This is a genomic window from Anaerobacillus sp. ABA4_114, from assembly GCF_056159065.1.
This window is the reverse complement of record NZ_JBSWUM010000001.1, coordinates 293,141-308,619: the sequence shown is the minus strand read 5'-3', so window position 1 is coordinate 308,619 and position 15,479 is coordinate 293,141. Positions and strand designations below refer to the sequence as shown.

Here is a 15,479-nt window from a genome sequence, read left to right as displayed (position 1 = left end):
TACAGATTCTATTTAGTATGAATTCGCTATTTACAAGCATTATCCTTCTTGTCACGGCTCGCTTCCATCTTGCTATCACGTTATAATATGTATCGAACCATTTTTAAAGAAAGGCAGTGACCTTATGCTAAAGATATTTACAACGCAATTGATGGGTAAGTTCAAACATATACAAGATAACCACGAGATGGTCATTGAAGATATATCACGCCTGTTAGCTCAAACGATTACCGGTGGCGGTAAGGTTTATTTTAAAGGGCAAAACGAACTTCAGGGCGTTGCTCTCGAAGCGATCGATGGAGCGGACGCTCTCCCATCATGCGCTATTCTTGAACCGAACACAGAGCTGACTGATCGCGATACCGTCTTGATGTTTGGCAAGTTTAATGACGACTCATCATTTGCACAGCTCGCTACAGAGTATAAAGAAAGTGGAGCATCCGTCGTAGGTGTTGCCGCAAGTCGTAAAGATGAAGCTCAAGCTCTCGAAGACACAGTTCACTTTTATATTAACACAGGGCTTACAACAGGACTCGTTCCGGACGAAGACGGTGAACGGATCGGTCACCCTTCCCTTCTTGTCGCGCTGTTTGTATACCATGCGATTTATTTAACAACAAAGGAAATTCTTGATGAGCACGGAGTCGAGATATAGAGAAAACAGGGTGTCAGCTGACACCCTGTTTTTTATTATTGATTTTCAATTGATGCACCGATAAATTCTTTGAACAATGGCTGAGGGCGAGTTGGTCTTGATGTGAATTCAGGGTGGAATTGAGATGCCACGAACCAAGGATGGTCCTGAACTTCCACAATTTCAACTAGGCGGCCATCAGGGCTTGTACCTGAGAAGATGAATCCTGCCTCTTCCATTTCAGCTCTGTACTGGTTACTGAACTCGTAGCGGTGACGGTGACGCTCGTAGACAACTTCATCTTCATAAGCTGCGAAAGCTTTCGTTCCTTCAACAAGCTTACAAGGATAGAGTCCGAGACGAAGCGTTCCACCAAGATCTTCAACGTCTTTTTGTTCAGGCAAGAGGTCGATGACCGGATATTTTGTCGTCGGTTTAATTTCTGCAGAGTGAGCTCCTTCAAGGTTAAGAACGTTTCGTGCGAACTCAACAGAAGCTAGCTGCATACCAAGACAGATTCCAAGGAAAGGAACCTTGTTTTCACGAGCATATTGAATCGTCGTGATTTTTCCTTCGATTCCACGATCTCCGAATCCACCAGGCACAAGAATACCATCAACATCTGATAGCAATTCATGTACGTTTTCAGGCGTAACATGCTCAGAGTTTACCCATTTAATATCCACATCTGCATCGAACGCGTATCCTGCGTGCTTCATGGATTCAACAACGGAAATATAAGCATCCTGTAAGGCAACGTATTTACCAACAAGGGCAATCTTCGTTTTCTTAGAAAGGTTTTGTACCTTTTCAACAAGCTGCTTCCACTCTACCATGTCTGCTTCCTGACAGTTTAGCTTAAGGTGGTTACACGTAATCTCATCTAGCTTCTGTGCTTGAAGAGAAAGTGGTACTTGATAAAGTGTTTCTTCATCTTGTGCTTCGATTACAGCATGAGGATCGATGTCGCAGAACAATGCGATCTTATCCTTCATATCTTGAGGAACCGGCTGTTCTGTACGCACAACGATGACGTTTGGCTGAATGCCAAGACTACGCAATTCTTTCACACTGTGCTGAGTTGGCTTAGTTTTCATCTCACCAGCAGCTTTCAAGTATGGAACGAGCGTACAGTGAATGTACATCACGTTTTCTTTACCGATATCGCTCTTGATCTGACGAATCGCTTCTAGGAAAGGAAGACTTTCAATGTCACCGACTGTTCCACCTATTTCAGTGATCACGACATCAGCATTCGTTTCGTTACCCGCACGGAAGACGCGCTCTTTGATTTCGTTCGTGATGTGTGGGATTACCTGAACTGTTCCTCCAAGGTAATCTCCTCTACGCTCTTTACGAAGAACGGATGAGTAGATTTTACCAGTCGTTACGTTCGAGTTCTTCGAAAGGTTAATATCGATGAAACGCTCATAGTGCCCTAGGTCAAGGTCAGTCTCCGCTCCATCGTCTGTTACGAATACCTCACCATGCTGATATGGACTCATCGTTCCAGGGTCAACGTTGATGTAAGGATCGAATTTTTGAATTGTTACGCTGATTCCGCGATTTTTTAGAAGGCGGCCGAGTGATGCTGCTGTAATCCCTTTTCCAAGTGACGATACAACCCCGCCTGTTACAAATATATACTTCTTCTGCTTACCTGTTGTCATATTTATGCCCCCTCGTTGTTAGTATTCTACCCTTATAAAAAGGGAAAGGATTCATTCGATTGCCATTGTTTCTTAAAAGACGATTGACCGACGTGTTCCTATTCGAATGTATTGTCAGGTGCTTTTTAATAAAATAAAAAAAACAAAAGTGACACCTGTCCCATAGATGGGGGGCACTTTTGTTTTATATTAATCATTATATTATTCGTTTATTGGTGAAGCCCAAAAATGATTCTACCGACTTCGAGCCTGAAAGTCAAGAACTGACACAAATTATTTGGTGTCTTCCTCGTCATCTTCAAAGTCTTCGTCATCATCATCATCGTCTTCATCGTCGATATCTTCATCATCAAACTCTTCTGCATCATCGTCATCGAAATCTGCATCGAAGTCATCGTCAAGATCGTCAACTTCTAGATCATCCAATTCGTCCTCAAGGTCATCATCGAAGACGTCTTCGTCGTCTTCAGACTTCTTGCGTTTCTTTGGCTTGATCGTCGTAGCGAGCTCTTCCTGGGATTGCTCAACAGGGTACCAGCTTTTCAGACCCCACTGATTATCGCCAAGTGTTACGAAGCGACCATCTGTATTTAGGTTCGTATAAACTTCAGCAAGACGTCCCTGAACCTCTTCAGATGAAAGTCCCTTCATATCTCCAATCTGGCTCATTAGCGTGTAGAAAGAAACTGGTTTTCTCTCATCTTGCAAAATATAAAACATAATATCGATCATTGATGTCTCTTGAATGTCATCAGCAGACAACTGATTTAAGGTACTCATAGTATCGGCACTCCCTTTCAATTCTCTCCTCTGAATACTTTACCCGAATGATATGAAAAACAAGCTATGTTAGGTATCCAAATAGATAGTTTTTCTTATTTTATAAAAATCATACCATTCATTATAAACAAATTTCCTCAATCTATGCTACGATTTTTAAACAAATCTAGTTCAATCGAAGGGTTTGTCCAAAAAAGGCGTCTATTCGCAAACGTAATAGGAGGAAGGACTATCCTTCCTCCTACAATAATATGAACCGATTCGTTTGACAAGCTATTACCCGTCTACATATTTCGACGGTATTTCCCACCGACATCATAGAGCGCAGTCGTGATCTGACCGAGGCTCGCCACTTTTACCGTTTCCATCAATTCTTCAAAGATGTTTCCTTTCGTAAGAGCAGCTTGCTTCAAACGGCGAAGAGCATCTTCCGTTTCACCAGCATTTCTTTCCTGGAATTCCTTAAGGTTTGAAATCTGCTGTTCTTTCTCTTCTTTACTTGCTCTTGCAAGCTCCATGTTCCACTCTTCCTCAGCAGGTGGATTTGGATTCTTGTATGTGTTCACCCCTACGATCGGAAGGTCACCCGTGTGCTTCAGCATCTCATAATACATCGATTCTTCTTGAATCTTACCGCGCTGATACTGAGTTTCCATCGCACCGAGAACGCCTCCGCGTGCATTGATGCGTTCGAATTCTGTCAGAACCGCTTCCTCAACGAGATCCGTTAGTTCTTCAACAATAAAAGATCCTTGAAGTGGATTTTCGTTCTTACTGAGTCCGTGTTCTTTTGTAATGATCATCTGAATCGCCATCGCTCGACGCACGGATTCTTCCGTAGGTGTCGTAACGGCTTCATCATACGCGTTTGTATGAAGTGAGTTACAGTTATCCTGAATCGCCATCAGCGCCTGAAGCGTTGTACGAATGTCGTTAAAGTCCATTTCCTGTGCATGAAGAGAGCGTCCTGACGTTTGAACATGGTACTTAAGCTTTTGACTTCTAGCGTTCGCACCATATTTCTCCCTCATCACAGTCGACCAGATTCGTCTTGCTACACGACCGATCACCGTATATTCAGGATCCAATCCGTTACTGAAGAAGAATGAAAGGTTTGGTGCAAACTTGTTGATGTCCATTCCTCTACTCAAGTAATACTCAACGTACGTAAACCCGTTCGCAAGTGTAAATGCGAGCTGCGAAATCGGATTCGCGCCAGCTTCAGCGATATGATATCCGGAAATAGAGACCGAATAGTAGTTTCGAACTTCATTATTAATGAAGTATTCCTGAATGTCACCCATCATACGAAGTGCAAATTCAGTAGAGAAGATACACGTATTCTGCCCCTGATCTTCTTTTAAAATATCAGCTTGAACCGTTCCACGAACGGTGCTGAGCGTCATCGCCTTAATCTCGGCGAGCTCTTTTTCTGTCGCCTTACGCCCTTCTTTTTCTTCGAATCGCTGAACCTGCTGCTCGATCGCAGTGTTCATGAACATTGCGAGGATGATAGGCGCAGGCCCGTTGATCGTCATTGAAACGGACGTTGATGGCGCACAAAGGTCAAATCCGGCGTACAGCTTCTTCATATCATCGAGTGTACATATACTTACACCGCTCTCTCCAACTTTCCCGTAAATATCAGGGCGGTAGTCAGGGTCTTCTCCGTAAAGCGTCACGGAATCAAAAGCCGTACTCAGACGTTTTGCGTCATCATCTTTTGATAGATAGTGGAAGCGGCGATTCGTCCGTTCAGGAGTACCTTCACCAGCAAACTGGCGCTTTGGATCTTCTCCTTTTCTCTTAAACGGAAACACGCCAGCAGTGTAAGGGAACGAACCAGGAACGTTTTCTTTTAATACCCAACGGACAATTTCTCCCCAATCTTCGTATTTCGGAAGAGAAACCTTCGGGATATCGATCCCTGACAAACTCTTCGTCGTAAGCTCCGTTACGATCTCTTTGTCACGTATTACAGAGACAAATTCTTTACCGCTATACTTTTCTTTAACCTCTGGCCAGCTCTCAATAATTTTCTTCGTTTCAGGATGCATGTCATCCATGTTGTCATCCTTCATCTTGGAAAGCATCTTGATCGTTTCTTCGTTTTCTTCTTTCCCTTGAAGCATCTCGATCGTACCCTGAAGCTGGAAGGCTTTACGTGCGAGCTGTACCTGCTTCTCAACATACTCATGATAGCGGCGTACAGAGCCTGAAATGTCTTGTAAGTACTGCTGGCGCTGTGGAGGAATGATCAGGTTGAGCTTTTCAACGATCTCACTCGTTTCGATATTGGTTGCCCAGTCATTCCCACACTTCCTCTGAATCGTATCGATCAAAGCTTTGAACAGCGTGTTCGTTCCAGGGTCGTTGAACTGACTCGCAATCGTTCCATACACAGGCATCTTATCGAGGTCCTGTTCAAACAGCATATGACTGCGCTGGTATTGCTTTTTCACATCACGAAGTGCATCCTCTGAGCCTTTTCTCTCATACTTATTGATTACGATAAGGTCAGCAAAATCGATCATGTCGATTTTTTCTAGCTGCGAAGGGGCACCAAATTCACTTGTCATCACGTACATTGAAACGTCCGCGATCTCAGCGATTTCTGCATCGCCTTGCCCGATTCCACTCGTTTCGATAATGATGAGATCATAGCCAGCCGCTTTGACGACAGCCATCGCCTCTCGAATGGAAAGAGATAGCTCTGTCTTAGACTTCCTCGTAGCAAGGCTCCGCATGAAGACGCGATCGTTATGGATCGCATTCATACGAATGCGGTCACCAAGAAGTGCACCACCCGTTTTTTGTTTCGTTGGATCGATCGAAAGGATCGCAACAGTTTTATCTTCGTATTCATTGATAAATCGACGAACCAATTCGTCCGTTAATGAACTCTTACCAGCACCACCTGTACCGGTGATTCCGATGACAGGCGCTGATGTTTCCATTCCTTTAAGCTCTGTGAAGACTTTCTCAGCCGTTGCAGCTACTTCTTCAGATCGCTTAGCACCAAAACTCTCTGCAAGAGTGATCAAGCTTGATACAGCCTGAGGGTCACGCTTGCTCACGCGCTCAAGCTGATTATCGATTTGCTTAAATGTTGGGAAGTCACATTCCTTCATCATAAGATCGATCATGCCTTGAAGACCGAGGTCACTCCCATCGTCCGGAGAGAAAATTCTCGAAATCCCATATTCATGAAGTTCTTTGATTTCCTTTGGAATGATAACACCGCCGCCTCCACCATAAATGCGGATATGAGACGCACCATTTTTTTTCAATAGATCGTACATGTATTTAAAATATTCCATGTGACCGCCCTGGTAAGAAGAGATCGCGATTCCTTGAACATCCTCTTGGATGGCAGCGTTTACAACTTCTTCTACGGAACGATTGTGACCTAGGTGGATTACTTCTGCACCACTCGCTTGTAGAATGCGGCGCATGATGTTGATCGACGCATCATGACCATCGAACAAGCTAGAAGCCGTTACAAAACGGACATGGTTAACAGGCTTTTTCGTTTCAGTTACACTCACACTGTTTCCTCCTTCACGTTCTATTCGCAGTATTAATAGGGTTAAGCGCTTGAATGATGAACGCTTCTTGCATCTTCGTAAATTCTTCGATCGTGTAATGAGAGCGGAGCGCCCAACGCCTGAACGCCCACATCTGCCCTTGCACAAGAATGTTGTGGGATGCTCCGTATACTTCTTCTTCAGTTAACTGAAGCATGCCTTCATCTACACAATCTTGAATCAACTTCTCAAAGATTTCTGCCATTCCGATCTCTTTCTTCAACACGTAAGGCAGCGTTTCATTCGGTAATGACTTCGCTTCTTGATACATGACGAGCACTTCATCTTGAAAGTCATCCATCACTTGATAAAACGCATGCAGCGCCTGCTTCAAACGATCGATTCCCTTCACACCCGGCTTGATCTGTTCTTCTAACCGCTCTCTAACTTCATCGTAGATACTGTCACATACGAGATAGAGAACGTCTTCTTTTTTTCGAATGTATTCATAAAGCGTTCCAATACTGAAGCCCGCTACCCGAGCGATCTCCCGCGTCGTCGTTCGATGAAACCCTTTTTCTTTAAAAAGGCTCACAGCCGCTTTTATCATTTGTTCCCGTCGTTTCTGAATCAGCTTTTCATCCTTCACCATCGAAGGAACGTTCTTTCTCACCGCATACCCAGCCCCTTCCCGTCAGCTTTTGTCTACTTTTTCTCCGTAATAGTCATCCAGTAGTCTGACTGCAGCTGAATAAGGGTCGATCGACCCCTCCTTAACTTCTTCTACCCAGCTTCTGTTCTCTTTCTCTTGCTCGATTAGCCGCTTCATCATTTCAGCATGAACGACTTCGATCACTTCACGTTCTAGCGATGTTTTACGGCGTCGCTCTCGCTCACCAGACTTTTTCAAATAAGCGAGATGCTCCTTCAACCGCTCCCATACCTCATCGATGCCTTGGTTTTGAACCGAGACCGTCTTCACGATCGGTGGGCGCCAATCTGCATCGTGCTTTACAATATCCAGCATGCTTTCAAGCTCTGCTAGTAATTTCGGTACACCTGACAAATCCGCTTTGTTCACGATGAACATGTCTGCGATCTCCATGATGCCAGCTTTGAACACCTGCACCACATCACCACTTCCAGGATTCAATAACACAGCAATGGAATCAGCGATCTTCATGATGTCTAGTTCTGACTGTCCGACTCCTACGGTTTCTATCAAGATGACATCGAATCCGTACGCATCCATTAGCCGTACCGTTTCTTTTGACGTACGTGATAACCCCCCAAGACTACCTCGTGTACCCATACTTCTAATAAAGACTCCTGGATCAGTGAAATGCTCTGCCATTCGAACGCGATCTCCCAGAAGCGCACCCCCACTGAATGGACTCGTTGGATCGACTGCTACAACGCCAACAGTGAGATCAAGCTTCCTGAGGTAGGTGATGAGTCGATTGACGAGTGAACTCTTTCCTGCCCCCGGAGATCCTGTTAATCCGATGTAATGTGCGTGACCTGTCATCGAATGGATATCCTTTAACAGCTCTAGTTTTCCTTCTGCATCGTTTTCAACTAAGCTGATCGCTTTCGCAAGTGCACGTTCATCGCGTTTTGAAATTCGTTGTGCAAGAGAATCCATGCTACTCATCCTTCTTAATCAGCCAATAGCATCCTTGAAATAACTAGACGCTGAATTTCGTTTGTTCCTTCGTAGATTTGAGTGATCTTTGCATCTCTCATAAAACGTTCAACCGGGTAATCTTTCGTGTAACCATAGCCTCCGAACACTTGAACCGCTTCTGTTGTTACTTCCATCGCGATATCGCCTGCATACAACTTGGACATCGCGGACTCTTTTCCGTACGGAAGTCCTTGACTCTCTTTCCAAGCTGCCTGGTAGGTTAATAGTCTTGCTGCTTCGATCTTTGTCGCCATATCAGCAAGCTTGAAGCCGATCCCTTGGTTTTCACCGATTGGTTTCCCAAACTGCTTCCGTTCTTTTGCATATGCCGTAGCAGCATCTAGTGCTCCTTGAGCAATTCCAACTGCTTGAGCCGCAATTCCGTTTCGACCACCATCTAGCGTCTTCATTGCGATTTTAAACCCTTGCCCTTCTTCGCCAAGACGGTTCGCAACCGGAACACGGCAGTCTTCAAAGATGATTTCAGTCGTTGGAGATGAACGGATTCCTAGTTTCTTCTCCTTTTTCCCTACAGAGAACCCTGGCGTATCGCTCTCTACGATAAACGCTGTGATCCCTTTATGACGCTTTTCTTTGTCCGTTTGTGCAAAGACGATATAGATTTCTGCTTCGCCGCCATTTGTGATAAAGATCTTTGAGCCATTGAGGATGTAATGATCTCCGTCTAGTTTAGCGGTCGTTTTCATGCCGCCAGCATCTGAACCAGAGCCCGGCTCCGTTAAGCCATACGCCCCCATCATCTTTCCTTCTGCCATCGGACGAAGGAATTTCTGCTTCTGTTCTTCCGTTCCGAATGCATTTACTGGCCAACCAGCGAGAGACGTATGTGCTGAAAGTGTAACCCCTGTCGAAGCACACACTCTCGAAAGCTCTTCAACAGCAATCACATAGCTCAAATAGTCAGACCCAATGCCGCCATATTCTTCTGACCACGGGATACCTGTTAAGCCAAGCTCAGCCATATGCGTAAAATGTTCACGGTCGAAGCGTTCTTCTTCATCACGCTCACCCGCTGTTGGTTCTACTTCTTTCTTTGCAAAATCACGGACCATTTTCCGTAGCATTTCGTGTTCTTCTGAAAGTTGAAAGTTCATATGAGGTTCTCTCCTTTTGATTTAGGTGTCGGTGGAGCGTTTTGTCATGGTGATCGTCTTGGTTGCGGCTCCTGGATTAGCGTTTTGACGGTGCGATGGACAGGTTATTGTCCAAAACTGAGATTTATTAGCTAAAATGAGAATTTATTGTCCAAAAACGAGATTTATTGTCTAATATTTGATTTTATTAGCTAATTGGGATTGTTCTAGGGTTGAGAGGGGGATGTGGGCTCCCCTCCGCTCAGCCCCTCGGGTCGCTTCACCATTTCAATTGAACACAAAAAACGTGTTCATTTGATATGGCTCCAGCGCCTGTCGGGGCTAAGCGGCCCGTTCCGCTTTTCTTGTCTAGCTGCGGGTCGCAGAAACTTCAATATTTCACTCTTTCATAGGAACACAAAGAACGTGTTCCCATTCAAGAGTTCCAATATTGCCGTTTCTGAACGCTCCCCTCCGCTTTTCTTGTCCAGCTGCAGCGCCCAGCCCCTCGAGTCGCTTCACCTTTCAAATTGAACACAAAGAGCGTGTTCATTTTGAAAGGTTCCAGCGCTTGTCGGGGCTTAACGGGCGCTTCCGCTTTTCGTTATAACCCCCTACTAATCACGATCTTCTGTATTTCACTCGTGCCTTCGTAGATTTCGCAGACTTTTGCGTCTCTGAAGAGGCGTTCTACTGGGTAGTCTTTTGTGTAGCCGTAGCCTCCGTATACTTGGACGGCTTCGATCGATGCTTTTACGGCTGCTTTTGAGGCGAATAGTTTTGCCATGGATACTTGCTGCATGCATGGGATGCCCTGGTTTTTGAGATCTGCTGCGCGATAGGTTAGTAGTTTTGCAGCTTCTACTTCTGTTGCCATGTCGGCAAGCTTGAAGCCAAGACCCTGGTTTTGGCCAATCGGCTTTCCGAATTGCTGTCTTTCTTTTGCATAGGAAACGGCATAATTTAATGCAGCTTCTGCAATTCCAAGAGATTGTGCGGCGATTCCGATCCGGCCGCTCTCGAGGTTTGCCATTGCGATTTTGAAGCCTTGCCCTTCTTCACCGAGGCGATTTTCAACAGGTACGCGAGCATCTTCGAAAATGATCTCCACTGTATTTGAACCGTTCAAGCCCATTTTCTTTTCTTTTTTTCCAATACTGAAGCCTGGAGTGTCTTTTTCAACGATAAACGCTGTAACACCTTTACTTCCTTTTTCATCAGGATTCGTACGTGCGAACACGACGTATGTGTCTGCTTCGCCTCCGTTTGTGATGAAGACTTTGGACCCGTTCAGTCTATAGTGATCACCGTCTCGGACAGCACGAGTTTTCATGCTGCTCGCATCGGATCCTGAGCTAGCTTCAGTCAGTGCAAACGCGCCAAGGTACTCACCTGAAGCGAGCTTCGGAACAAAACGCTGTTTCTGCTCTTCTGTTCCAAAATTAAGAATCGGAAGAGTGCCTACAGAGGTATGCACCGAAAGGATGACACCGATCGTTGCGCTAACCTTTGAAAGCTCATGGATCGCGATGATATAAGACGTATAGTCCATTTCAGCTCCACCGAATGCTTCTGGAATAGGGATTCCCATCAAACCAAGTTCACCCATTCGCTTGATGATGTCGCGCGGGAACTCATCCGTTTCCTCCATTTTTTCTACGAATGGCGCAATTTCTTTTTCAGCAAAATCTCTGACCATCTTCTGCATCATTTTTTGTTCTTCTGTAAAAACAAGCTCCATCTCTGTTCCTCCTCGTGATGTTAATCCTGATACTGGTAGAATCCTCTTCCAGTCTTACGTCCTAACCAGCCGGCCTTCACATATTTGCGGAGAAGCGGGCATGGGCGGTATTTATCGTCCCCAAAGCCTTCATGGAGCGTTTCCATAATATATAGACACGTGTCGAGTCCAATAAAATCAGCAAGAGTAAGTGGTCCCATGGGATGGTTCATACCGAGCTTCATCACTTGATCGATATCTTCTGGTGAAGAAACACCTTCATAAACGGTATAGATCGCTTCGTTGATCATCGGCATCAAGATGCGGTTCGATACGAAACCTGGAAAGTCATTCACTTCAACTGGCGATTTTTTAAGGTCATGAGCAAGGTTTTCTACAGCAGAGAACGTCTCATCAGTCGTTGCAAGACCCTTGATGATCTCAACTAACTTCATGACAGGTACAGGGTTCATGAAGTGCATGCCGATGACTTTACCTGGACGCTTTGTAGCCGCCGCGATTTCAGTGATCGGAAGAGATGAGGTGTTCGTCGCAAGAATCGTATGGTCTTTTGCAATTTCATCAAGTCGTGAAAAGAGGTTGCACTTTACTTCCATGTTTTCGACCGCTGCTTCGATGACGATATCAACTTCTTTTGCATCATTTAGATCTGTCGTACCTTGCAGAAGATCCATCGCTGCGACCAAATCTTGTTGAGAAATCCGCTCTTTTTTCACCTGTTTCGAAAGGTTGCTTTCGATTCTTGAAAGACCTTTATCAATAAACTCCTGCTTAAGGTCGTTTAAATACACCTTGTAGCCAGACATCGCACACACCTGCGCGATCCCAGATCCCATTTGTCCTGCACCGATCACCATTACTGATTTGATTTCCATGTTCATTCCTCCCTTTCCGTTATACCTGCACCATGATTGCGTCGCCTTGACCGCCGCCACTGCAAATCGCTGCGATACCTACGCCACCGCCGCGTCTTTTAAGCTCGTGGATCAATGTGATCAAGATACGAGAGCCGCTCGCTCCGATCGGATGGCCTAGTGCCACTGCACCGCCATGAACGTTCACCTTCTCTTCATCTAACGAAGCGATCTTTCCGCTAGCGAGTGCAACGGCCGCAAACGCTTCGTTAATTTCAAACAAGTCGATTTCTTCAAGTGTTTTCCCTGTTTTCTCTAATAGCGCATTGATAACAAGTCCTGGCGTTTGTGGGAAGTCCTTCGCTTCTACTGCGATCGCTGTATGAGCGAGAATTGTAGCCATCGGCTGCTTTCCTTCTTTCTCAGCACGTTCTTCAGACATCAATACAAGAGCACCCGCTCCATCGTTCACACCAGGTGCATTCCCTGCAGTGATTGTACCGTCAGCACCAAAAACAGGCTTCAGGTTACCAAGCTGTTCAACAGTCGTTCCTTTTCTAGGCGCTTCATCATGTTCCACCAATAGAGGATCCCCTTTACGCTGAGGCACTTCTACAGGTACGATTTCTTCTGCAAAAATCCCCTCTTCCATTGCCTTCACAGCACGCTCTTGGCTTCTGAACGCCCATTTATCCTGGTCTTCTCGAGATACTTCATATTCTTTTGCTGTCGTATTTCCGTACACGCCCATATGGCATCCATCGAACGAACACGTCAGGCCATCGTGCACCATAAGGTCGACGATTTTTTTATCACCCATTCGCATGCCCCAGCGCGCGTCCTTCAAAATGTAAGGGGCATTGCTCATCGATTCCATTCCACCTGCAACGATCACTTCTTCATCACCTGCGCGAATAATTTGATCCGCCATCGTGACACTGCGTAAACCTGACGCACATACTTTATTGATCGTTTCTGTCTTTACTTCCCATGGAATTCCTGCGTGTCTCGCCGCCTGACGCGAAGGAATCTGACCTTGACCACCTTGGAGAACGGAACCCATGATTACTTCACCGACTTGATCTGCTTCGATACCAGCTCGTTTCAAGGACTCCTTGATCGCAATACCGCCTAGCTCAGGAGCTTCTAGTGACTTGAGTGCACCTCCAAATTTTCCAAATGGTGTTCGAACACCGCTTACGATTACTGTTTTGCCCATCTTGAAAACCTCCTCAATATAGTTGAAAACGCTGTCAAAATACAAGTTATTTAGCGACTGAACGCTCGTTCACCGTGTATCCACTTCATAACACACAAAGGAAGGAGCTCATGCCGGAGTCTCCTCCCGCATAAGCTACCTTTTGTGCTGACTATTGAACGATTTCACGCTGCACGATCGAACGTTCAAGAATTTCGACGATATCTAGCGTTGATACATCTTCTTCTACTTCTTTTGCTTTTGTTCCGTCACTCATCATCGTTAAGCAATAAGGACATGCACTTCCGATAACGGACGGCTTAACGCTTAGTGCCTGTTCAGTTCGTGTTACGTTGATTCGTGAACCTGTGTCTTCTTCTGTCCACATGAGGCCACCGCCTGCACCACAGCACATTCCATTCTCACGGCTGCGATCCATCTCGATGACTTCAACCCCTGGAATACTACGTAAGATTTCACGCGGAGGATCATAAACCTCGTTGTATCTTCCTAAATAACAAGAATCGTGATAGGTGATTCGTTCATTCACTTCGTGCTTCGGCTTCAGTTTTCCTTCTTTAATCCAGTCATATAAAAGCTCTGTATGGTGATAAACCTCTGCTTCAAGTCCAAACTCTGGATATTCATTTTTAAGCGAGTTATAAGCATGAGGGTCGATCGTAACGATTTTAGATATATTATGCTTCTGGAACGTCTCGATGTTTTTCTGTGCAAGATCTTGGAACAAGAATTCATTTCCGACACGACGAGGCGTATCTCCCGAGTTCTTCTCTTTGTTACCTAGGATTGCGAATGAAATCCCTGCTTCGTTCATGATTTTAGCGAATGAAGCTGCGATTTTCTGGCTTCGGTTATCGTAAGAGCCCATCGAACCTACCCAGAAGAGGTACTCAAACTCTTCCCCTGCTTTTTCTTTCTCTTTTACTGTAGGCACGACGATATCATCACGCATATCGCGCCAGTTTTCACGCTCTTTACGGCTGATGCCCCATGGGTTACCTTGACGCTCGATGTTTGTGATCGCACGTTGAACGTCGCTATCCATCTTACCTTCCATCAAGACTAAGTGACGTCGCATGTCGATGATTTTATCTACGTGTTCGTTTTCGACCGGGCACTGGTCCTCACAGTTACGACAAGTCGTACAAGCCCAGATCTCTTCTTCTGTGATAACGTTTCCAATCAACTCATCACTTACAAGACCTTCCGCTGCAGCTGCTGTTTCCTGCTGGCCGCGCGCTTGATAAGCGAGTTGATTACCAGATGTATCTGAGAAAGCATATGCTGGCATCCAAGGTGTTCTTGACGTTACCGCTGCACCTTTTTCTGTTAGATGGTTACGTAGCTTTACGATCAGCTCCATCGGGGAAAGGATTTTCCCAGTTGCTGTCGCCGGACACATATTTGTACAACGGCCACACTCTACACACGCATAGAGATCGACGAGCTGCTTTTGGTTAAAATCTTCAATCGTGTTAACGCCGTATGTTTCTTTGCTTTCATCTTCAAAATCGATCGAAGCAAGCTGTCCAACCTTATGTGTACGACCAAGAAATACGTTTACAGGTCCAGCGATTAAGTGAGCATGCTTGGACTGAGGTACATACACAAGGAACGTTAACAGTACGAGAAGGTGAATCCACCATGAGAAAAAGAATAGTGCGATAGCCGCAGTCTCGTTGATCCAAGAAAAAAGAAATGCGATCGCAGATGCGATAGGTGCACTCCACGAATAGCCGATTTCATGCCAAATGATTTCCATCCCGTTCCCAAAAAGAACAGAAACCATCAACAATCCGATGAAAAGTAAAACGAGTCCTGCTTTAAATCCTTTTTTCAAACGAGCGATCGCTTCGATGTATCGTCTGTAAAACGCCCAGATTACGGCTACGAGGATCATGACGGTCACAAGTTCCTGGAAGAACGTAAACGCTGGATACAGTGGTCCGAGCGGTAAATGAGATCCAGGCGAAAGACCTTTGATGACCATGTCGATCGCGCCGAATTGGACGAGAAGGAATCCATAGAACATCATGACATGGATCGTTCCACTTTTCTTATCCTTTAACAATTTCTTTTGCCCAAATACTTTTACGACGATCGCTTCGATGCGTTCTTTCATGGAGCGATCGAATTCTGCTTTCTTTCCTAGCTTAATAAATTCATAACGCGTTTTAACAACGTACCCAAATAAAAAGAATGCGTAAGCGGTTACAACAATGAAAGCAATCCAGTTGATGATCAATAAAACATCCATGTTGGCAAAATCTCCT

11 protein-coding genes are annotated in these 15,479 nt (G+C 45.2%); 1 reads left to right on the top strand and 10 read right to left on the bottom strand.

Annotated features, from left to right (window positions below; translation table 11 throughout):
- Positions 1-124: 124 nt before the first annotated feature.
- Complete coding sequence (locus ACXAEY_RS01545; RefSeq protein ID WP_474809991.1) at positions 125-655, top strand: DUF2529 family protein; 531 nt, start codon at positions 125-127, stop codon at positions 653-655.
- 35 nt (positions 656-690) lie between these two features.
- Here ACXAEY_RS01545 and ACXAEY_RS01540 read toward each other — a convergent pair whose 3' ends face one another.
- The 10 genes from ACXAEY_RS01540 to ACXAEY_RS01495 all read right to left on the bottom strand — a co-directional run bounded on the left by ACXAEY_RS01540 (position 691) and on the right by ACXAEY_RS01495 (position 15,463).
- Positions 691-2,304 (bottom strand): CTP synthase, encoded by a 1,614-nt coding sequence (locus ACXAEY_RS01540; RefSeq protein ID WP_270180405.1) that lies wholly within the window; start codon positions 2,302-2,304, stop codon positions 691-693.
- A gap of 273 nt (positions 2,305-2,577) precedes the next feature.
- Positions 2,578-3,084: a DNA-directed RNA polymerase subunit delta gene (rpoE, locus tag ACXAEY_RS01535; RefSeq protein ID WP_474809990.1), complete on the bottom strand. Its 507-nt coding sequence runs from the start codon at positions 3,082-3,084 to the stop codon at positions 2,578-2,580.
- Positions 3,085-3,368: 284 nt separating this feature from the next.
- Positions 3,369-6,632, bottom strand: a complete 3,264-nt coding sequence (gene icmF / locus ACXAEY_RS01530; protein WP_474809988.1) for a fused isobutyryl-CoA mutase/GTPase IcmF — start codon at positions 6,630-6,632, stop codon at positions 3,369-3,371.
- Positions 6,633-6,645: 13 nt separating this feature from the next.
- Positions 6,646-7,263: a TetR/AcrR family transcriptional regulator gene (locus ACXAEY_RS01525; protein ID WP_270180640.1), complete on the bottom strand. Its 618-nt coding sequence runs from the start codon at positions 7,261-7,263 to the stop codon at positions 6,646-6,648.
- A gap of 42 nt (positions 7,264-7,305) precedes the next feature.
- Complete coding sequence (gene meaB / locus ACXAEY_RS01520) at positions 7,306-8,256, bottom strand: methylmalonyl Co-A mutase-associated GTPase MeaB (RefSeq protein WP_270180408.1); 951 nt, start codon at positions 8,254-8,256, stop codon at positions 7,306-7,308.
- 14 nt (positions 8,257-8,270) lie between these two features.
- Positions 8,271-9,413, bottom strand: coding sequence for an acyl-CoA dehydrogenase (locus tag ACXAEY_RS01515; RefSeq protein WP_270180409.1), 1,143 nt, complete (start codon positions 9,411-9,413; stop codon positions 8,271-8,273).
- Between the two features lie 583 nt (positions 9,414-9,996).
- The gene (locus ACXAEY_RS01510) at positions 9,997-11,133 is read right to left on the bottom strand and encodes an acyl-CoA dehydrogenase (RefSeq protein WP_474809986.1); all 1,137 of its coding nucleotides are present in this window, start codon (positions 11,131-11,133) and stop codon (positions 9,997-9,999) included.
- A 20-nt stretch (positions 11,134-11,153) separates the two neighbouring features.
- Entirely contained in the window at positions 11,154-12,008 is an 855-nt protein-coding gene (locus tag ACXAEY_RS01505) for a 3-hydroxybutyryl-CoA dehydrogenase (protein WP_474809984.1), read from the bottom strand.
- Positions 12,009-12,027: 19 nt separating this feature from the next.
- Positions 12,028-13,206 (bottom strand): acetyl-CoA C-acetyltransferase, encoded by a 1,179-nt coding sequence (locus tag ACXAEY_RS01500; protein ID WP_474809983.1) that lies wholly within the window; start codon positions 13,204-13,206, stop codon positions 12,028-12,030.
- Positions 13,207-13,357: 151 nt separating this feature from the next.
- The gene (locus ACXAEY_RS01495; RefSeq protein ID WP_270180641.1) at positions 13,358-15,463 is read right to left on the bottom strand and encodes a (Fe-S)-binding protein; all 2,106 of its coding nucleotides are present in this window, start codon (positions 15,461-15,463) and stop codon (positions 13,358-13,360) included.
- Between the last annotated feature and the right edge of the window lie 16 nt (positions 15,464-15,479).

Excerpts from the sequence above, each read along its gene's own strand:
- ACXAEY_RS01505 (WP_474809984.1), bottom strand. The coding sequence starts at position 12,008 with ATGGAAATCAAATCAGTAATGGTGATCGGTGCAGGACAAATGGGATCT.
- ACXAEY_RS01540 (WP_270180405.1), bottom strand. The coding sequence starts at position 2,304 with ATGACAACAGGTAAGCAGAAGAAGTATATATTTGTAACAGGCGGGGTT.
- ACXAEY_RS01500 (WP_474809983.1), bottom strand. The coding sequence starts at position 13,206 with ATGGGCAAAACAGTAATCGTAAGCGGTGTTCGAACACCATTTGGAAAA.
- ACXAEY_RS01510 (WP_474809986.1), bottom strand. The coding sequence starts at position 11,133 with ATGGAGCTTGTTTTTACAGAAGAACAAAAAATGATGCAGAAGATGGTC.
- meaB (WP_270180408.1), bottom strand. The coding sequence starts at position 8,256 with ATGGATTCTCTTGCACAACGAATTTCAAAACGCGATGAACGTGCACTT.
- rpoE (WP_474809990.1), bottom strand. The coding sequence starts at position 3,084 with ATGAGTACCTTAAATCAGTTGTCTGCTGATGACATTCAAGAGACATCA.
- ACXAEY_RS01515 (WP_270180409.1), bottom strand. The coding sequence starts at position 9,413 with ATGAACTTTCAACTTTCAGAAGAACACGAAATGCTACGGAAAATGGTC.
- ACXAEY_RS01495 (WP_270180641.1), bottom strand. The coding sequence starts at position 15,463 with ATGGATGTTTTATTGATCATCAACTGGATTGCTTTCATTGTTGTAACC.
- ACXAEY_RS01525 (WP_270180640.1), bottom strand. The coding sequence starts at position 7,263 with ATGGTGAAGGATGAAAAGCTGATTCAGAAACGACGGGAACAAATGATA.
- ACXAEY_RS01545 (WP_474809991.1), top strand. The coding sequence starts at position 125 with ATGCTAAAGATATTTACAACGCAATTGATGGGTAAGTTCAAACATATA.